This window comes from Psychrobacter sp. ANT_WB68 (genome assembly GCF_008369115.1).
GTDB lineage: Bacteria > Pseudomonadota > Gammaproteobacteria > Pseudomonadales > Moraxellaceae > Psychrobacter.
The window spans coordinates 1-20,557 of the sequence record NZ_VOAZ01000001.1 but is presented as its reverse complement, the minus strand read 5'-3'; the positions used below and the strand labels follow the sequence as shown (position 1 = coordinate 20,557).

Annotated in this window: 14 protein-coding genes, 1 tRNA gene and 1 pseudogene; 1 reads left to right on the top strand and 15 read right to left on the bottom strand. The window is 43.2% G+C overall.

The genetic code is table 11. The features are described 5' to 3' along the window. Nucleotide 1: 1 nt before the first annotated feature. Genes FQ084_RS00080 through FQ084_RS00065 form a run of 4 tightly spaced genes read right to left on the bottom strand, consistent with a single transcriptional unit; the run spans nt 2 to nt 2,980 of the window. Nucleotides 2–535 (bottom strand): pilus assembly protein PilP, encoded by a 534-nt coding sequence (locus FQ084_RS00080; RefSeq protein ID WP_149488628.1) that lies wholly within the window; start codon nt 533–535, stop codon nt 2–4. Further along, entirely contained in the window at nt 535–1,269 is a 735-nt protein-coding gene (locus FQ084_RS00075) for a type 4a pilus biogenesis protein PilO (RefSeq protein ID WP_149488627.1), read from the bottom strand. The genes FQ084_RS00080 and FQ084_RS00075 overlap by 1 nt, the downstream gene beginning before the upstream one ends. Then, entirely contained in the window at nt 1,266–1,925 is a 660-nt protein-coding gene (locus FQ084_RS00070) for a PilN domain-containing protein (protein WP_149488626.1), read from the bottom strand. The genes FQ084_RS00075 and FQ084_RS00070 overlap by 4 nt, the downstream gene beginning before the upstream one ends. Then, nucleotides 1,925–2,980, bottom strand: coding sequence for a pilus assembly protein PilM (locus FQ084_RS00065; protein ID WP_149488625.1), 1,056 nt, complete (start codon nt 2,978–2,980; stop codon nt 1,925–1,927). Before FQ084_RS00065 ends, FQ084_RS00070 begins: the two co-directional genes overlap by 1 nt. 192 nt (nt 2,981–3,172) lie before the next feature. Between FQ084_RS00065 and FQ084_RS00060 the strand changes: the two genes are divergently transcribed. Beyond that, a complete protein-coding gene (locus FQ084_RS00060) occupies nt 3,173–5,872 on the top strand; it encodes a penicillin-binding protein 1A (protein WP_149488624.1) in 2,700 nt (899 codons plus the stop codon). Between the two features lie 150 nt (nt 5,873–6,022). Here FQ084_RS00060 and FQ084_RS00055 read toward each other — a convergent pair whose 3' ends face one another. From FQ084_RS00055 to FQ084_RS00005, 11 genes and pseudogenes are all read right to left on the bottom strand, one after another. Continuing rightward, nucleotides 6,023–6,550 carry a DUF6586 family protein gene (locus FQ084_RS00055; RefSeq protein ID WP_149488623.1) on the bottom strand — a complete coding sequence of 176 codons (528 nt, stop codon included), beginning with the start codon at nt 6,548–6,550 and terminating at the stop codon, nt 6,023–6,025. Nucleotides 6,551–6,837: 287 nt separating this feature from the next. Then, complete coding sequence (gene rpoC / locus FQ084_RS00050) at nt 6,838–11,058, bottom strand: DNA-directed RNA polymerase subunit beta' (protein WP_149488622.1); 4,221 nt, start codon at nt 11,056–11,058, stop codon at nt 6,838–6,840. Between the two features lie 152 nt (nt 11,059–11,210). Further along, entirely contained in the window at nt 11,211–15,329 is a 4,119-nt protein-coding gene (gene rpoB / locus FQ084_RS00045) for a DNA-directed RNA polymerase subunit beta (RefSeq protein WP_149488621.1), read from the bottom strand. An 831-nt stretch (nt 15,330–16,160) separates the two neighbouring features. After that, nucleotides 16,161–16,532 (bottom strand): 50S ribosomal protein L7/L12, encoded by a 372-nt coding sequence (gene rplL / locus FQ084_RS00040; protein WP_011514491.1) that lies wholly within the window; start codon nt 16,530–16,532, stop codon nt 16,161–16,163. 126 nt (nt 16,533–16,658) lie between these two features. Continuing rightward, on the bottom strand, nt 16,659–17,186 hold the full coding sequence (gene rplJ, locus FQ084_RS00035; RefSeq protein ID WP_149488620.1) for a 50S ribosomal protein L10: 528 nt from the start codon (nt 17,184–17,186) through the stop codon (nt 16,659–16,661). A 401-nt stretch (nt 17,187–17,587) separates the two neighbouring features. After that, nucleotides 17,588–18,289, bottom strand: coding sequence for a 50S ribosomal protein L1 (gene rplA / locus FQ084_RS00030; RefSeq protein WP_149488619.1), 702 nt, complete (start codon nt 18,287–18,289; stop codon nt 17,588–17,590). Continuing rightward, a complete protein-coding gene (rplK, locus tag FQ084_RS00025; RefSeq protein ID WP_068405081.1) occupies nt 18,290–18,721 on the bottom strand; it encodes a 50S ribosomal protein L11 in 432 nt (143 codons plus the stop codon). It abuts the gene before it with no gap. 92 nt (nt 18,722–18,813) lie between these two features. Further along, nucleotides 18,814–19,344 carry a transcription termination/antitermination protein NusG gene (gene nusG / locus FQ084_RS00020; RefSeq protein ID WP_149488618.1) on the bottom strand — a complete coding sequence of 177 codons (531 nt, stop codon included), beginning with the start codon at nt 19,342–19,344 and terminating at the stop codon, nt 18,814–18,816. Nucleotides 19,345–19,414: 70 nt separating this feature from the next. Beyond that, nucleotides 19,415–19,903, bottom strand: coding sequence for a preprotein translocase subunit SecE (secE, locus tag FQ084_RS00015; RefSeq protein WP_149488617.1), 489 nt, complete (start codon nt 19,901–19,903; stop codon nt 19,415–19,417). A gap of 51 nt (nt 19,904–19,954) precedes the next feature. Continuing rightward, nucleotides 19,955–20,030: transfer RNA gene (locus tag FQ084_RS00010), tRNA-Trp, on the bottom strand. Nucleotides 20,031–20,438: 408 nt separating this feature from the next. Then, nucleotides 20,439–20,557: pseudogene (locus tag FQ084_RS00005) on the bottom strand (elongation factor Tu); the annotation flags it as partial.

The window sequence follows — 20,557 nt, the reverse complement described above, 5'->3', positions numbered from 1 at the left end:
CTTAGCTTATAGGGGAGACCAGCGACTGGGGTTTTTCTACAAATCCAGCGCGGCTGTCTGGCACAATTTCAATCAAGTTAATCTGGGTCGGCGTGATTTCAACAATACGGCCGTCATTTAAGCCAAGATAATTACCGACTCTAACGCTCGCCACTGAACCATCAGGACGCTGCACTAAGGCATATTGCTGACCTTCAGGGGAAATAACGACACCGCGAAAGACGAGTTGGGATAGCTCATATTGCTCAAGCGGTTCTTTTACTCGGGTTATATCGGGGCGTACACCATCGATAGAGGTGACAGGGCCTTGAACATTCACTAAGCTTGGTGGCAAAAATGGGCTACGCTGGGTACTGGCACTATAGACAAAATCTTCTACGAGTTCAGCTTTAGGCGGTGGCTCTATCGGCTGCGCTGGCTGGTTACGAATATCAGCCATCGACTGCTCTGCCATACCGATACGGTCAGTACAGCCCGTCATCGATAAAACAATAGCACTTGAAATCAGCAGCATGGGCAGTTTTTGGATACTCATTAGTTGCCTCCTGCAGCATCAGTTGTAGCGGCAGCATCAGTCGCGACGGCTTCATCACCTTCAGGAGCCGCTTCTTTTGAGCGATACGTTTTGGTTTGTAGCACCAGATTGAGCTCTGGTAGAACATCTAAAGTCGGCTGCGGATTACTGACTTCAAAATCATGCATCGTAATAATACGCGGCAAAGCAGCAAGTCCACTGATGAAGCTACCGAACTGATGATATTCGCCTAACGCTGCGATACGAATAGGCTGCTCAATAAAGAATTCATTTTCAATCTCAGGCTCTACGGAGATGTCTTGAAAACGGATATTACTACCAACACCCGTCATATTAATACCCTCGACCAATTCTGATACACGGGTGTCTTTTGGTAACTGGTCGAGTAAAGTATTAAACTCTGTTTCCATTTGAATCACTTGCGCTTGATAGGCCTTTAAATGGCGCGCACGCGATTCTTTTTCACGGTAGCTATCAAGCAATGTCTGCTGTTGACTTTCAGCGGCTGTGATCTCATCAATTTTACTGCTGATCGGCAACGCCCATGATAAGGCAGCTATCAAAGCAATAATAAAACCAATCACTGTGACCTTGACAGGGAGTGGCCAACTGCCATAATTCTCGGCATCTAATGACTCAAAGCTACGGCGGAACTCATTTAAATCGAACTGCTTTTTAGCACTGACAGCAGTCTTTTTGTTCTTAACGAGGCTTTTCTTACGGCTCAGTTTCATAACTTACCTCCAAGCGCAGTATTACCATCAGCAGCAGTATCTTCAACCTTTTCTGACTGCACTTTGGTCGTTACGACAAACTGAACATAACTGTCTTCAGGATAAATAGGACGTGGCTGTTCACCTGTGGTCACCGTATTTTCTAAAGCAGGCGCAGCTTCATAAGCGCTGATATTTTGCTGGATATTACTAACCGCAGAATTGCCCATCCACTTACTACTATCAAGGTTACGAATCAAACTTGATACAATATTTGGATTGTCAGCAAGACCTGTTAAGGTAAGTACATCACCTTCGCGTTTTAAATTAGTCAAATAAAGCGCTGGCGGCATCGCCTTGGCAAGATCGTCCCATAAACGTACAGGAACCGGACGTCTACCTTGCAAATCTTGGATAACCTGCATGCGTGAGATAATATCCTCGCGGCGCTGTTCTAAGCTATCAATCTCTACTAAGGCTTTATCTAGGCGGGCGTTTTCTTGTTCGATCAGCGCATTGGCATCTAATTGTTCATCGAGTTCATTATTAAAATAACTCCATGAAGCGAATGCCGCTAATAGAGCAAGTAAAGTGACTGCCACAACCAAAGTGATAAATTCTTTATTGCGGCGTTCGCGCTCTTCTTGCCGCCAGGGCAATAAGTTAATACGAGCCATTAGTCGAAGCTCCTTAACGCAAGACCACAAGCGGCCATTAAACTTGGTGCATCAAGCGCTAATTGCTCATTATCGATGTGCGGAGCAATGGTCATATTGATGAACGGATTTGCCATACTGACAGGGACGCCCAATCTTTGTTGCGCCATACCAGCAAGCCCTGCAATAGAACTACTGCCACCTGCAAGCACCACATGATCAATACTGGTGTATTGACTGGAAGAGAAGTAAAACTGCAGTGAGCGAGTAATCTGTTGGATGGTATTCTCTATGAATGGTGTCAACACATCAGGATAATAATCGTCTGGTAAGGTGCGTTCACGTTTGCTGATAGTTGCCTCTTCAGCAGATAATCCGTAGCGATTTTGTATTGCTTCGGTAAGCTGTGCGCCACCGAATAACTGTTCGCGACTATAGATAAACTCACCATTTTTAGCAATATACAATGTGGTTTGATTATGACCAATATCAACGATAGCCACTAAATCTGGTACGTTTGGCAAGCTATCTGCCATTAAACCAAAGGCACGCTCAATCGCATGCGATTCGATATCCATTACTTTAGTTTGCAAACCACCAAAGGTCAGCGCATCTACTCTTTGTTCAACATTTTCCGACCGTGACGCTGCTAATAGCACTTGCACCATATTATCGTTTACCAGAGAAGGCCCCAATACCTCAAAATCCAGATTGACATCTTCTAATGGATAAGGTACGTATTGATCGGCATCTAAGCGAATTTGAGCTTCACGCTCAACGTCGCTTAGCACCATGTCCATATCGATAATCTTGGTAATCACAGCTGAGCCTGATACTGCAGTAGCAGCACTACTGCCCGCGTTTTGGCAACGGCGTGCCAAGTTTGCTATAGTAGTACCCACCGCCTCAGTGTCTACAATGAGTTTGTCGACGACTACGCCTTCCGGCAACCTTTCTATACCGTAAGATTTTAGGTGGAATATGCCTTGTTGACGCTGTATGTCAACCAACTTCACTGAGGTGGTGCAAATATCCACGCCAATCAAATGTCGACTCTTAGAAGTAAATAGCCTCACAAACTCTATACCTTATATTAAGTGTACAATCTGATAGTTATTTGTAATAATTCAGTACAATACTTTACTTAACAGATAGATTCAAGCATTTAAATTACTTATTAAGCAACACTTACACATTTATTATTACTTGCCTATTTTGTTCAAGGTATAATGCCTCATCTATTGAAATTTTAATTGATAAGTCTTCTTATGACCAAAAAAAATGCTACCGCTCGTCTCATTCACTTTTTGGTGGGGCTTTTCATTGCCTGCTTAGCGTTGGCGCTAATCTTAGCACTTGCCGTTCCTATTGGTTTTTATGGTATGGCGATGTATTTATCGCCGACCTTGCCTAGCATTCAAGAGATTAAAACGGCCAATCTAGAGATGCCACTACAGATTTATAGTAGTGACGACAAGCTGATTGGTCAGTATGGCAATCGTTTATCGCTACCAGTTACTTTTGAAGAAATCCCTAAAGGCTTAACAGATGCTTTTTTAGCGGCAGAAGATGCCTCATTTTTTCAGCACAGTGGTATCAGCATTAAAGGCCTTGGACGCGCCGTGACCGAAGTTGTGACGGATGATGACAGTCAAACGGGCGGCTCAACCATCACCATGCAGGTTGCCAAAAACTATTTTTTAAGCTCAGAGCGCACGCTCAATCGCAAACTGACTGAGCTGTTTTTAGCCCGTAAAATCGAAGACAAGCTGAGCAAAAATGATATTCTTACCTTATATGTTAATAAAATCTATTTAGGCGAAGGTGCTTATGGTATCCGTGCCGCTGCCAAAAAATACTATAGTAAATCTCTAGAGAACCTAACGATTGCCGAAATGGCCATGTTAGCTGGTCTTCCAAAAGCCCCTTCTAAATACAATCCTGTTGCTAATCCTAGCCGCGCGCTTACTCGCCGTAACTGGATTATTGGACGCATGCATGAGCTTGGTTATATCAGCAAAGCCCAACATGACGAAGCCATTAAAGCCCCTATTGGTATTAATCTTTATCAAGAAAAGCTTGATATGAATATGCCCTATTTGGCAGAAATGACGCGTTCTGTATTGGTTGAGCGCTATGGCGAACAAGTGATGCATGGCGGTTGGCGTGTGCGCCTGACTGTTAATAGTGAAGCACAAAAAGCGGCAGAAGCGGCAGTACTAACAGGTTTGGTCGCTTATGAGCACCGTCACGGTTGGCGCGGGGCTGAAGCAAATGACGAACCACTAGAAAATTTCCGCCGTTATAGCAATATGTCTCCTGCTAAAGTTACCAAGGTTAATTCTAGTAGCTTTGAGGCAACGATGCAGTCCGGAGAAAGTGTTAAAGTCAACTGGTCTGGCATGAGCTGGGCGCGCAAATATATTTCTGCCGATCGCATTGGATACTTCCCAAGTAACGCCAGTCAGATCGTTAGCAAAAACGATATCGTGCGCCTAATACCGACGGCCAATGGCGATTGGCAATTGGGTCAAATACCTAAAGTACAAGGCAGCTTGGTTTCTTTAAATCCTGAAACGGGTGCTGTTCGAGCCTTAGTGGGTGGTTTTGATTTTAATCATAGTAAGTTTAACCGTGCGCTACAAGGCTGGCGTCAACCAGGTTCAACCATTAAACCGCTTGTGTATACCGCTGCGTTAGAGAAAGGCTATCGCCCAGATAGTATTGTCTCGGATCGCCCTATTCAAGTAGGCGACTGGAAACCCAAAAACTCCGACGGTCGTTTCTTAGGCGATATTACCTTACGCCGTGGGCTTTATTTATCTCGTAATTTAGTATCTATTCGTTTGCTGCAAGCCATTGGTATCTCTGATGCGCGCAATTTATTAGACGAATTTGGCCTTGATAAAGAAAAGCTGCCTACAACTTTGTCATTAGCATTGGGTGCCGGTCAGGCAACGCCATTACAAATGGCGACCGCTTATGCCACCTTTGCCAATGGTGGCCACCGTATCCAGCCTTATTTTATCGAACAGATTTATAATTATAACAATAAGCTGTTATTTCAAGCCAATCCACAGCAGGCTTGTGCCTTATGTTTTAATGAACAGCTTGACGATGTCAATAAAAAGCTGATCAAAGATTATGAGGCAAAAATAGCAGAAGAAAACAAAGCGACTGCCGCTAAAGATGAAAAGATTAGTGCGAAGGATAAAGCATCAGCTAAAAAAGCAGCTGCTGACCTAAAAGTAGAAAATAGCGACAATGCGGCAAAAGATAATAAAGCGCTTGAGTTAGCTATTTATGATGCAAGCCCAGAATCAGATCGCCTAAAAGCGCCAGTGATACAATATGTACGTGCCGAACAAGCACCGCGTATTTTAAAACCAAGGGTCGCTTATGAAATGGCAGATATCTTACGCGATGTCATCCAGCGCGGTACTGCCGTGAAAGCTAGGTCTTTAGGACGTGATGATATTGGCGGAAAAACTGGGACGACAAATGAAGCGAAAGATGCATGGTTTGCAGGATTTCATCCTACCAATGCCACGGTCGTATGGATGGGGTTTGATCAACCATCAACGTTGGGTCGGCGTGAGTATGGTGGCGTAGCAGCATTGCCCGTATGGATGGATTTTATGAAAGCCCAATTAAAAGACACTCCTCATCAATGGGTCTCGCTTAATAACCGTGCTAAATCAAAGAAACAAAAACAGACTATTATAGAAATGATGGATGAAGGGGCTGCTGAGCTTGAAGACGACGCTACCGATGACGGCAAAGCAGCAAAGCCCGTTAAGACCACAACCCAGCAACGTAAGCCGCCTGCTCCTAAGCCCATTGAAGAGCAAGTTCAGAGCCGCCCACTTGCTGAAAAACCCAAACCAAATCGTAATAATGAGAGTAATTTTCGAAATAACCCCCTATCAGCAACACCGGTTGAGCGTATGCCTCCGATGCCAGAATAAATAATTTATTATTTTGGTTAGCAGTTTAATAAAAAAGGTCTTGCTCAGTCTGCTGCGCAAGACCTTTTTTTACGCTTTTAGAACTTACAAGTGGAGTTAAAGCTTATTTATGAGGCTAAAGCTTATTGATTAAAAGAATGGCTGATGACATTAAAACTCCACCATACCAGCGCGCAGCTGCTCAATCAGCTCCGCAAACTGCTGACGCCATTCGCGTATGGTTGCTTCATCTGGCAACCACTGATTCGATAAAGTCACGACGTTGACAATCAGATCGGGCGCTTCTTTTATCTCACTACCCGTCTTTCCATCTACAACATTATCAGGCAATACCGCATATAAACAACGCTGGTAAGCATGCTCTATATTCGCTAAAAAACCTTGTTGCTGTAATTGTTGTAAGCGCTGCACTTCAGGCGAAACTTGCGTGCGTGCGCTTAGTGCTTCTTCTATATCTGCTAAGGTTGGCGCTGTCATATTCAAACCATAAAAATGCCCCAGCTCTTGCACAAAAGCGAGAAATGTTCCGTATAAGTGAAAAATAGCCGTCTCACAATGCCCTTGGTATAACTGTTTATCGTTAGTATTACCTGCCGCCTGACAAGCCAAACGACAAAAATATAGCTTTTGATTAGTACGGTCAGCTTGGTATTTGGCAACGCGAGTCTTACCTGCCATATGCCTATCCTTATTATTGAGTGAGTTAATAATCGTGATGATAATGTTAATAGTAATAAGCTTTGCAAATAGCTTTTACGCTAGTAGTTCCAGTCGCTGAATAAGCGCTCTTTTTCAATAAGGACATTTATTCCAAGATACTTAAAAATTATCTCTATAGCAGCGTACTATTTTCTGAAGTCATATTCTAAACAAATAATTTACCTGATTTATTTTCTTTAAGCCACAAAAAAGCCAGCAACTTAGGCTGGCTTTTTTATTGGGAAAACAACTAAGCGTTATTTAAATTAATGATTGCCTTGATTCAGCTCTTGGGCAAAGGCTTCATCGAAGCTTGCAAAGTCTTTGCTATCAGTACTGGCTGACATATCAAACGCTGCGTTTAAATCTTTATCTTGCAGTTTTTGCTCCGCTTTTTCTTTACGGGCTTTATGATAAGCAAGACCGGTACCGGCAGGAATCAAGCGACCAACCACCACGTTTTCTTTCAGACCACGTAGCTCATCCACTTTACCAGTCACGGCAGCCGCAGTTAGGACACGAGTGGTCTCCTGGAACGACGCTGCTGAGATAAAGCTTTCTGTTGCCAGACTGGCTTTGGTAATACCCAATAATTGACGCTCATACTGTACTGGGAATTTATCTTCCGCTTCCAGCTTAGCATTCAACGCTTTGATATCAGCGTATTCGACCTGATCGCCTTTAAAGTGGTTTGAATCACCGCCGTCCGTTACTTCAACTTTACGCAGCATCTGACGAATGATAACTTCGATGTGCTTATCGTTAATTTTTACGCCCTGCAAGCGATAAACGTCCTGCACTTCGTTAACGATATAATCAGCAAGCGCGGTTTGTCCTTTCAGACGTAAGATATCGTGCGGGTTTTGTGGACCATCAGCGATAACCTCACCACGAGCAACGGTCTCGTTTTCAAAGACGTTGATTTGACGCCATTTCGGGATCAGCTCTTCATGAACCTCACCGTCTTCATTAGTAATAATGAAACGGTTTTTACCTTTGGTTTCTTTACCGAAACTTACCACACCGGTCATTTCTGCCATGATGGCATGATCTTTCGGGCGACGTGCTTCAAATAAGTCAGCAACACGTGGTAGACCACCGGTAATATCTTTAGTACCTGAAGAAGCTTGTGGTACACGACCTAGGATCGAACCAGCGGCTACTTTTTCACCGTCGCTGACGCGAATGATGGTTTCAGCTGGTAAGAAGTAAACCACTTCTTTACCTTCGTCCGTGTTCAATATAATCGCCGGACGTAAGTCTTTGGCTGAGCTTGAACGGTCACGAGTCGCTAGAATCTCAAATGAGCTCATACCGGTTGCATCATCAACCTTCACAGTAGCAGTCATACCATCAGTGATATCACTGAAGCGTGCCGTACCAGCGAATTCTGTGATAATTGGATGCGTGTGCGGATCCCATTTAGCGATGGTTTGACCACCTTCAACTTGATCACCGTTTCTCACAAGAACGCTTGAACCGTAAGGTACTTTATAACGCTCACGCTCACGACCAAGCTCATCAGTCAACGCAATTTCAGCTGAACGCGAAACGATAACTAAGTGACCGTCAGTATGTTCAACCGTTTTCATGTTTTCGAAATGCGCTTGACCAGCACTACGGACTGAAATACTGTTGTCCACAGAGGCTGAACTTGCTGCTCCGCCAACGTGGAAAGTACGCATCGTTAACTGAGTACCCGGTTCACCGATAGACTGCGCTGCCATAACACCGACTGATTCGCCGATATTCACTTTATGACCACGAGCAAGGTCACGACCATAACATTGTGCACAAACGCCATGTTCGATTTCACAGGTAATGACTGAGCGTACCCAGATATCATCGATGGCATTGTTATCAAGCACATTAACCCAATGCTCATCAATCAAGGTTCCAGCAGGAATCAAGATTTTTTCAGCATTATCGTTATAAGTCACATCACGTGCCGTTACACGACCTAGTACTAGCTCGCCCAACTTCTCAATGATCTCACCACCTTGAATGTGTGGTTTCATGAGCAAGCCTTGCTCAGTACCACAGTCTTCACTGGTAATAACCAAATCTTGTGCCACGTCAACCAAACGACGCGTCAAGTAACCCGAGTTAGCGGTTTTCAGTGCCGTATCCGCAAGACCTTTACGCGCACCATGCGTTGAGATAAAGTACTGAAGTACCGTCAAACCTTCGCGGAAGTTGGCTTTAATCGGCGTCTCAATGATTGAGCCATCCGGTTTTGCCATCAAACCACGCATACCTGCCAACTGACGAATCTGTGCCGCACTACCACGAGCACCAGAATCTGACATGATAAAGATAGAGTTGAATGATTTCTGCTCTTCTTCTTCACCTTTAGCATTCATGATTTTGTCAGTGGCTAAGTTGTCCATCATCGCTTTGGCGACTTTATCATTGGTACGTGACCAGATATCAACCACTTTGTTATAACGCTCACCAGCAGTCACAAAACCTTGCTCGAATTGATCTTCAATCTCACGAACTTCTGCTTCCGCGGTTTCAATGATTTGTACTTTGCTTGGTGGAATGACCATGTCATCGATACCGATAGACACACCAGATAGTGTTGCTTGAGCAAAACCAAGGTACATCAATTGGTCAGCAAACATAACACTTTCTTTCACGCCAACTTTACGGTAGCAAGAGTTAATCAACTTAGAGATGTTCTTCTTCGTCATCTCTTCATTACACTCATCGAATGACATACCTTTAGGCATGATATTCCAGATAAGTAAACGACCGGCAACGGTATCTTGTAACTTGACTTCTTTGGTCTCATTGCCTTCTTCGTCGACATGCGTTTCAGTCACACGTACTTTAATTTTAGCGTTGACATGCAAATCGTTTGAACCAATCGCACGCAATGCTTCATTGACGGTGGCAAAAATCATGCCCTCGCCTTTAGAATTAATTGATGAGCGGCTGATATAGTACAGACCCAATACAACGTCTTGTGATGGGACGATGATTGGATCACCGTTCGCAGGTGATAAGATGTTGTTGGTCGACATCATCAAAGCACGTGATTCAAGCTGCGCTTCTAGGGTCAATGGCACGTGGACTGCCATTTGGTCACCATCAAAGTCAGCGTTAAAGGCTGTACAAACCAAAGGATGCAGCTGAATGGCTTTACCTTCAATCAATACTGGCTCAAATGCTTGTAGACCCAAACGGTGAAGGGTTGGCGCACGGTTCAAGAGTACTGGATGCTCACGGATAACCATGGCCAGCATATCCCACACTTGCGGCTCTTCACGTTCTACCATCTTTTTGGCAGCTTTAATTGTCGTTGCCAAACCATGTGATAATAGTTTGTTATAAGTAAATGGCTTGAATAGCTCAAGTGCCATTTTCTTCGGTAGACCACACTGATGTAGACGCAGGGTTGGACCTACAACGATCACCGAACGACCAGAGTAGTCAACACGCTTACCAAGTAAGTTTTGACGGAAACGACCTTGCTTACCTTTGATCATATCTGCCAAAGATTTCAATGGACGCTTATTACTACCCGTAATCGCACGACCGCGGCGACCGTTATCTAACAACGCATCCACTGATTCTTGCAACATACGTTTTTCATTACGTACGATGATATCAGGAGCACTTAGCTCTAATAGACGCTTTAGACGGTTGTTACGGTTGATCACGCGGCGATATAAATCGTTTAGATCTGACGTCGCAAAACGGCCGCCTTCTAGTGGTACTAGCGGACGCAAATCTGGTGGTAGTACTGGCAAGATGTTCATTACCATCCACTCAGGCTTATTATGAGAATCACGGAAGGCTTCTAATAATTTAAGACGCTTAGACATCTTTTTAAGCTTGGTTTCAGAACCAGTTTGCGGAATCGCTTCACGCAAATCATCAATCTCGATATCTAAATCGATATCTTTTAAAAGATCTTGAATGGCTTCAGCACCCATTTTGGCGGTGAATTCATCGCCAAATTCTTCAAGGGCTTTATAATAATCTTCATCATCAAGCAGCTGATACTTCTCTAAAGAAGTCAGACCTGGCTCAGTCACGATATAGCTTTCAAAATAAAGCACACGCTCGATGTCACGTAGCGTCATATCTAGCAATAGACCGATGCGGCTTGGTAATGATTTTAAGAACCAAATATGCGCAACTGGGCTAGCTAGGTCAATATGACCCATACGGTCGCGACGAACTTTGGCAGTAGTGACTTCAACACCACATTTTTCACAGATAACGCCTTGGAATTTACGGCGCTTATACTTACCACATAAACATTCAAAGTCTTTTACTGGGCCAAAGATTTTGGCACAAAATAGACCGTCACGCTCAGGTTTAAAGGTACGATAGTTAATCGTTTCAGGTTTTTTAACTTCACCATGTGACCATGATTTGATCACGTCAGGCGAGGCTAAAGTAATTTGAATACTGTCAAATTCATGGTTACCGTTGCCGGTAGGGCTTTGCATGATATCGAGTAAATCTTTCAAGTTGCTTCTCCGTTATCTTTATAATCATCTGACAGCGTATTATGAGCGCGGCTAAGATGAATGAAGGCAATGAATAGGGTTGAGACAAATCACTAAAAGCAGCAGCAATAAAGCACACTGCCTTTAGTTGACAACTAAGTTAAACAACAATTTTAGTTGCTTTGTTTTAACTCAATATTAATACCCAGTGATTTGATTTCTTTGGTCAACACGTTAAACGATTCAGGCATACCTGGATCCATATATTGCTCACCATCGACGATGTTTTTGTACATACGAGTACGGCCTTCAACGTCATCCGACTTCACCGTTAACATCTCTTGCAAGGTATAAGTCGCGCCATATGCTTCTAGTGCCCACACTTCCATTTCACCGAAGCGCTGACCACCAAACTGTGCTTTACCACCGAGTGGCTGCTGCGTCACTAATGAGTAAGAACCCGTAGAACGCGCATGCATTTTGTCATCAACCAAGTGGTTAAGTTTGAGCATATACATATAACCAACGGTTACCTTACGGTCAAATTTCTGACCCGTACGACCGTCATATAATGTTTGCTGACCATCACGTGCCATACCAGCAAGCTCTAGCAAGTCTTTTACTTGATGCTCATGGGCGCCATCAAATACTGCCGTGCCCATCGGTACACCATCACGTAAGTTGTCTGCTAGCGCCATGATGTCGTCATCACTTAAGCTATCAAGATCAACCTGCTCACCACCTACTTTGTTATATATTTGGTCTAGGAAATCACGCAAATCTTTGATCGCAGCTTGGGCTTTGAGCATACCATCAATCTTCTCACCCAAACCTTTCGCAGCCATACCTAAGTGCGTCTCTAGTACCTGACCGATGTTCATACGCGATGGTACACCCAGCGGGTTCAAGACGATATCAACGGTATTACCATGTTCATCATACGGCATATCTTCAACCGGCATAATGCGCGATACCACACCCTTGTTACCATGACGACCCGCCATTTTATCACCAGGCTGAATACGACGCTTAACTGCCAGATAAACCTTAACGATTTTTTGCACACCATGTTGTAAGTCATCACCAGCGGTCAATTTGCGTTTTTTCTCGGCAAACTTAACGTCGATATCTTTTTGCTTATCGACTAAATAATCAGCGATTTGCGTGAGACGCTCAGAGATTTCTTCTTCAACCGGCTGAATATCAAGCAAGGTTTCGAGGCTCATGTCTTTCATATCAGCCAATGCCATCACCGTACCAGCTTTTAAACCAGAACCGCCACTGACTTTTTGACCGTCTAGCAAGCTTGCAATACGACCACGAGCTGCTTCTTCAAAGATACGTAGCTCTTCTTTTAAATCTTTACGGTAGCTATCAAGCTGCGATTTTTCAATCGCTTTTGCACGTGCATCTTTTTCAACGCCGTCACGAGTAAAGACTTGAACGTCAATAACCGTGCCTTTACTTGAGGTTGGTACACGTAGCGACGTGTCTTTTACGTCCGCCGCTTTTTCACCAAAGATAGCCCGCAGTAGTTTCTCTTCTGGCGTTAGTTGCGTCTCACCTTTTGGTGTGACTTTACCAACTAAGATATCACCAGCATCTACTTCAGCACCGATGTAAACAATACCTGACTCATCAAGAGCAGATAAAGCCGCTTCACCAACGTTTGGAATATCCGCAGTAATCTCTTCTGTTCCAAGCTTGGTATCACGTGCCACACAGGTCAATTCTTGAATATGAATGGTGGTGAAACGATCTTCTTTTACCACTTTCTCAGATAACAAGATAGAATCTTCGAAGTTGTAACCATTCCAAGGCATAAAGGCGATACGAATGTTCTGACCTAGTGCCAATTCACCAAGATCCGTTGACGGACCATCAGCCAAGATATCACCAAAGGCAATCTCATCGCCTTGGTTAACAATGATACGTTGGTTGATACAAGTGTTTTGGTTTGAACGTGTGTATTTGATCAAGTTATAAATATCAATACCCGCTTCACCAGCGACCATCTCATCTTCATTCACACGGACGACAATGCGTGAAGCATCAACGTCTTCGATCACACCGCCACGCTTAGCGATCACACAAACACCAGAGTCACGCGCAACGTGACGCTCCATACCGGTACCTACTAACGGCTTATCAGCGCGTAGTGTAGGAACTGCTTGACGTTGCATGTTCGAGCCCATCAAGGCACGGTTAGCATCATCATGCTCTAGGAACGGAATCAAACCTGCTGCTACCGATACGACCTGACTTGGTGACACATCCATATGCGTCACTTTTTCTGGCGGCATACGGACGAATTCACCATAGCTACGCACGCTGACCATCTCATCAGATAACGCACCATCTGCGGTCACTGGTGAGTCAGCCTGTGCAATCACAGTACCCACTTCTTCAATCGCTGATAGATACTCGATCACATCGGTTACTTTACCATCAACCACACGGCGATATGGCGTTTCTAAGAAGCCAAAGCTGTTGGTTTTAGCAAAAGTCGCTAATGAGTTGATCAAACCAATGTTTGGACCTTCAGGCGTTTCAATCGGACATACGCGACCATAATGGGTATCATGTACGTCACGTACTTCAAAGCCTGCACGCTCACGAGTCAGACCACCGGGTCCTAGTGCTGATACACGACGTTTATGCGTCACTTCTGACAATGGATTGTTCTGATCCATAAACTGTGACAACTGACTTGAACCAAAGAACTCTTTAACCGCCGCAGCTACTGGTTTTGAGTTAATCAAATCTTGCGGTGACAAGTTATCAGATTCCGCTGAGCTTAGACGCTCTTTAACCGCACGCTCAACACGTACCAGACCAACACGGAATTGGTTTTCAGCCATCTCGCCAACCGAACGAATACGGCGGTTACCTAAATGGTCAATATCATCGACTTCGCCGCGACCATTACGAATTTCAATCAATTCTTTTAGGACATTAACGATGTCATCATTGGTCAATACGCTACGAGCACGTTGAATATCAGCATCGTCAGTATCTTCGAACGCTAGACCTAAACGACGGTTAAATTTCATACGACCGACGTTTGATAAGTCATAACGATCAGGATTAAAGAACATGCTTTCAAACAGCTTCTCAGCGGTCTCAACCGTTGGTGGCTCACCTGGACGCATAACTTTATAAATCTCAATCAACGCTTCTTCACGGCTTGAGGTGCTATCTGCACGTAGCGTATCGGCAATATAACTACCTTGGTCGATATCGTTGGTGAACAGAATGCTGAATTCTTTGATAGACTCACTGGCTTCAAATGCACTTAGTTTGACCAACAATTCGTGGTCAATCAGCGTATTGGCTTTAGCGATGACTTCGTCATTAACAACGATATCTTCCGCTAGAATACGCTCATATAAATATTCGTCAGGGATAGAGATTTTAGTCATACCCGCTTCTTCAAGCTGACGGATACGGCGAGCATTAATACGTTTGCCCTGCTCGACAATCACGTCACCTTCAGGGGTCACGATATCAAACTGCGCCATTTCACCACGTAAGCGATCAGCAACCAGATCAATCTCAAACTGCTCTTCACCTTTGTAAACGGCTACTTTTTCAAAGAACAGGTCTAAAATCTCAGAAGTACTTAAACCTAACGCACGTAGGATAATAGAAGCAAGCAGCTTACGACGACGGTCAATACGAGCAAAGACCAAATCTTTGGCATCAAATTCAAAGTCTAACCATGAACCACGGTAAGGAATGATACGGGCGTTATATAGCACCTTACCACTTGAATGCGACTTACCTTTATCATGGTCAAAGAACACACCAGGTGAACGATGTAACTGAGACACGATGACACGCTCAGTACCGTTAATAATAAAGGTACCGTTGGCAGTCATCAATGGCATCTCGCCCATATAGACGCTTTGCTCACGGATATCTTTAATTGCTGCTTTGCTGTCTTTATCTTTGCTGTCTTTGTCTTTGATGATGAGGCGAATTTTGACACGCATCGGCGCAGCAAAGGTAGAGCCACGTAAGATACACTCACGCTCATCAAATTCAGGCGTACCTAAATAATATTCAACGAATTGTAACTCAGCATTACCAGAGTGACTCTCAATTGGAAAAATAGAGGAATACGCAGCTTGCAAACCAGTATTCTCACGAGCTTTTGGCTTTTTGTGTTCTTGCAAAAATTGCTCATAAGAATCTACTTGGATAGACAACAAATAGGGAATGTCCATCACAGTAGGCAATTCAGCAAAACTTTTGCGAATACGCTTTTTTTCAGTATAAGAATATGCCATCGAGAGTCCTTACAGTAAACGTGGAAACAAATTGAAAGCGTGGCCAGCGTGCATCAATACTATGCAAACTTAGCGACGTAAACGATAATATAAAAATATAAAACGGTTATTCCTGCTCATTTAATGACTGATCATTAATTCACGCGTATAGTGCATGATTAACCCAGCTTATTTAAGCGTAAAATAGGCATCTAAACATGCCTATATGAGTGCTGACATTGTAAATTTCAATGCTGTACACCCTATAGTACTTAAGACCAAGCACTGGCATTTAAATACTATTGATTCTCTTTATAAATTCACTTAAAGTGTTGCTAATACATTTAAAGCGTTGTTGATATCTCAAATACGTGTCTTGCGCATTAGGCCCAACTTTATGCGATTTAACGCTAAACCATTCACTATCTATAATCATAAGTAATATCGTCGCTGATATCTGCCGTTTACGAGCCTACCTACTGATAGTAAAACCATGCTGCTAGATGAATAATCTAAGATCTATAACTTTCAGAATTAATGGTAATTGGGATAACTATAAATTTTAAAACAATGACTTTTAAAATCAATATAAACTATAGTGTGAATAGGAAAGCATGCAGACACGAAAAAACGCCAAACATCGATCGACGTTTAGCCCATATTAACTGATTTCAATAACTACTACTAAGTGTGCGTGCATGTATATCGTCTGTCCTTTTGATGGGTATCCACCGTGATGTTGCTTACGACTGTTGGCAGACACAAAAGGTCAAGCTACGAATTATAATAAAAAAAAGCCAGCAATGCAAGGCATTACTGGCTTTTTTTGTACAACACTAAGATAAGCTAAGCTTATTTTAGTTCAACAGTTGCACCAGCTTCTTCAAGTTTCTTTTTCAACTCTTCAGCTTCAGCTTTGTTAACGCCTTCTTTGATTGGAGCTGGAGCGCTTTCAACCAAATCTTTCGCTTCTTTCAAGCCAAGACCAGTAGCTTCACGTACGGCTTTAATTACGCCAACTTTCTTCTCGCCAAAGCTGGCAAGAACTACGTCAAACTCGTCTTTTTCTTCAGCAGCAGCAGCAGCAGGACCAGCAGCAGCAGGTGCAGCAGCAACAGCAGCTGTTACGCCGAATTTTTCTTCCATAGCGCTGATTAATTCAACGATATCCATTACTGACATTTCAGCGATTGCGTTTAACACATCATCTTTAGATAGTGCCATGAGAACTCTCCGTTATCTGATAAAATTTAGTTGGTTTTAATATCGCTTGGATTGCTTGCCAAGTTTTCAAATAGTGTTGGCAATAAAGTGCAATCGGCGATGTCAAAGTTACGTTAAAACAAGCAATTATGCCGCTTCTTTTGCGTCTTTGATTGCTGCAACAGTGCGAACGAACTTGCCAGGAACTGCGTTCATAGTCTGGACAAGCTTGGTCACTGGTGCATTCATAGTAGCCATTAGGATAGAGATTGCTTCGTCGCGAGTTGGTAGCTTCGATACGCGCTCTAGCTCTTCTGGACCATAAACAACACCACCGACTGATACCAATTTGGTCTCTAAAGCTTTGTTATCTTTGCTGAAGTCGAAAACGACTCGAGCAGCAGATCCCAAATCTTCCATAGAGAAAGCCAAAAGTAGTGGACCAGTCATACGGTCTGACATGCTCTCAAACTTAGTGCCTTCAAACGCACGTTTTGCTAGGGTATTTTTTACCACTTTCAAAACGACGCCTTTTTCACGGGCTTGTTCGCGCAGCTTAGTAAGCTTTGCAACACCAATACCATGATATTCGGCAGCTACTGCTGAGTAAGCATTAGCAGCAACTTCAGACACTTCAGCCACAACTTGTTGTTTTTGCTCTAGCGTTAATGCCATAAGTTGACTCCTTTAATCTAATCAATCTAATTAAAACTAAGACTGACTTGATACGACACGTTATTTATAAATTCTATAAAAAATCTACTCATAACGACTGATTACGGCACCGTTATCAGAATGACATCAAGTGATAGCCTAGTATTAATACTATTCTACCGGCTCTTATCAACAACTGGGTGGGTCACCGTCTGCGTAGGACAACTAAGATTTTCATCTGTCGTCGATTAACAAAAGCAGCTTATGATTATTAGCATCAACTCATAAGAGTGATATCCAACGACCTTAAACTGCTCTCTACCTACGGTCTTAGACAGCATAGCGTTTGCTACGCTGACCTAATTCTTTAAAATATTTTTGTCGCCTTTATTTAAAATCGTTAAATAAAGGTGTATGTTTCATTATTTTGCTGTGCGATATGGAACAGGATCAATCGTAATACCTGGGCCCATAGTGCTAGACAAGGTAATTTTCTTAATGAAAGTACCTTTAGAAGTAGCAGGCTTAGCACGTTTTAGATCAGTGATTAATGCTTGAGCGTTTTGCATAACTTGCTCAGCAGTAAAGCCAACTTGACCGATAGTGGTATGGATGATACCCGCTTTATCAACACGATACTGTGCTTGACCCGCTTTAGCGTTAGTCACAGCTTCAGCAACGTTAGGCGTTACCGTACCGACTTTTGGGTTAGGCATTAGGCCACGTGGACCTAGGATAGTACCTAATTGACCAACGACACGCATTGCATCAGGAGCAGCAATAACGATATCAAAGTCCATGTTGCCGGCTTTGATTTGTTCTGCTAGGTCTTCAAAACCAACGATGTCAGCACCAGCTTCTTTGGCGGCTTCAGCAGCAGCGCCTTGAGCAAATACCGCAACGCGTTTGGTTTTACCAGTACCAGCAGGTAGATTGGTAGCACCACGAACGACTTGATCAGATTTACGTGGGTCAACGCCCAAGTTTACTGCGATGTCGATAGACTCTTTGAATTTTAGTGCTGGCAAATCATTTAAGATTTGAACCGCTTCTTCAAGAGTGTATAGCTTTTCGCTTTCTACACGCTCAGCGATTAATTTTTGACGCTTAGTAAGTTTACTCATTTACACACCCTCCACGGTAATACCCATTGAACGTGCAGTACCAGCGATGGTACGGACAGCAGCATCAAGACCAGCAGCAGTTAAATCTGCATCTTTAGTCTTAACGATCTCTTCTAACTGAGCACGGTCAACTTTACCGACTTTAGCGGTGTTTGGTGTACCAGAACCTTTAGCGATACCAGCAGCCTTACGTAGTAAGTATGCAGCTGGTGGTGACTTCATGATGAAGGTAAAAGACTTATCGCTGTATACAGTGATCTCAGTAGGAATCGGTAGACCCGGCTCTTGGTTTGAGGTCGCAGCGTTAAATTCTTTACAGAACGCCATGATGTTCACGCCTTTTTGACCCAATGCTGGACCAATCGGTGGTGAAGGATTTGCTTTGCCTGCAGGCACTTGTAGTTTGATGTAACCATCAATCTTCTTAGCCATGAGATACTCTCCTTTATGGGTAATAGCGCCAAATCAATATGGTATAACCCTTATTGACTAACAGCTCCCCGGTTGATGAATTTGTTATGGGTTTAGTCTAGCTTCTCAACTTTACTAAACTCAAGCTCGACCTGAGTCGGTCGATTAAATACGTTTACGGTTAAATGTAGCTTAGACTTCTCATAATCCACTTTTTCAACCAACCCTTTAAAGTCAGTAAATGGACCATCGATAACCAACAACTCTTCGCCCGGCTCAAAGAGAGTCTTAGGACGTGGGTCAGCTTCAGTCTGATTCAGACGGTTTAAAATACGATCCGCTTCTACTTGCGTAATAGGTGCTGGCGTTTCTGGCGTGCCACCAATAAAGCCCATGATACGTGGGCAATCTTTAACGATGTGCCAAGTGTTGTCGTTCATTTCCATTTGGATCAATACATAACCTGGGAAGAACTTACGCTCACTCTTACGCTTTTTGCCGTCTTTCATTTCAACGACTTCTTCAGTAGGAACCAATACATCACCGAAAAACTCAGCAAAGTCACTACGATTAATACGATCAGTTAATGAACGTTGTACTTGCTTTTCATATCCTGAAAACGCTTGGACAATATACCAACGCATATCACGCTCCTGATCACTAAAGTTAAGTCGTTATAAGCAAATTTTGGGTTAATGACACTAATACGTGTCATTAACCAATAAAAATACCAACGAACCAGTTAAAAAAGTTATCTAATAACCAAACAAGAAAACCAACAATCGCAATCATGACAATCGTTTGCCATGTATATTGAAAGGTTTCGTCTTTGCCTGGCCATGTTACTCGGCGCAGCTCAACGGCCGCATCTTTTAACAATATTTTAAAAGCGCGACCTTGGTTTGTTAATGCCAAGCACACGAAAGCAATGATAACCAGCGCCACGATAATAGCAATACGCACCCAAACGTCATTGGCAGGTTGCCAATAGCCAGGTAAGTATTGATTGACTAACGTTGCACCAATTAAAATCGCTGCGGCTAGTAGCCACAAAATCACATCTTTTACTGAACCCGTTTTAGCAACTTCAACAGCAGTCGTTTGATTGCCTACTGAAACGTGCTTATCTTTGGACAGCATTCCACCAACAACTGCCTTGGCATCAGATAACTTAGTCTCGAGGTTATCTTGATTATTGCTCATAAAGAACTCACTTCGGAGATGGTGGGGTATGACAAAGATGTGATAAGAAGATGGCAGGCGATGTAGGACTCGAACCTACAACCCTCGGTTTTGGAGACCGATGCTCTACCAATTGAGCCAATCGCCTATGGGTGTAAAGGACAGCATTATACAATATTTGGCATAGAATGCAAGCATTTAGGAGTAAAATTCTTTTATCATCCCAAAATCACTATTCTTGAACCTTATTATTTAAACACTTTATATGCATGATAATCTTAAATATTTAGCATAAAAGGTGCTAATAAGCTGCAGCATTAATATAGCAAGCTCGGTCAAAAATTACAATAGATAGTAAGCACCTTTCAAGGCGTATTTTCATAAATACATTTAACATGAAAACACTCTCTTCGCTACCCCTACTTCGACCATTAATTTCTACTCACTTATCCCCAACCAAAAAAAAGCCACCCTCTTAGAGGGTGGTTTTTTACTTGCTGACTAATACTATCAGATTGCTCCGATAGTATTAATGCATCAATAGTTACTGGGTTACTTAGCTAAGTACGTTAGCAACAACACCAGCGCCTACCGTACGGCCGCCTTCACGAATAGCGAAGCGTAGACCTTTGTCCATAGCGATTGGATGGATAAGCTCTACGCCCATCTCAACGT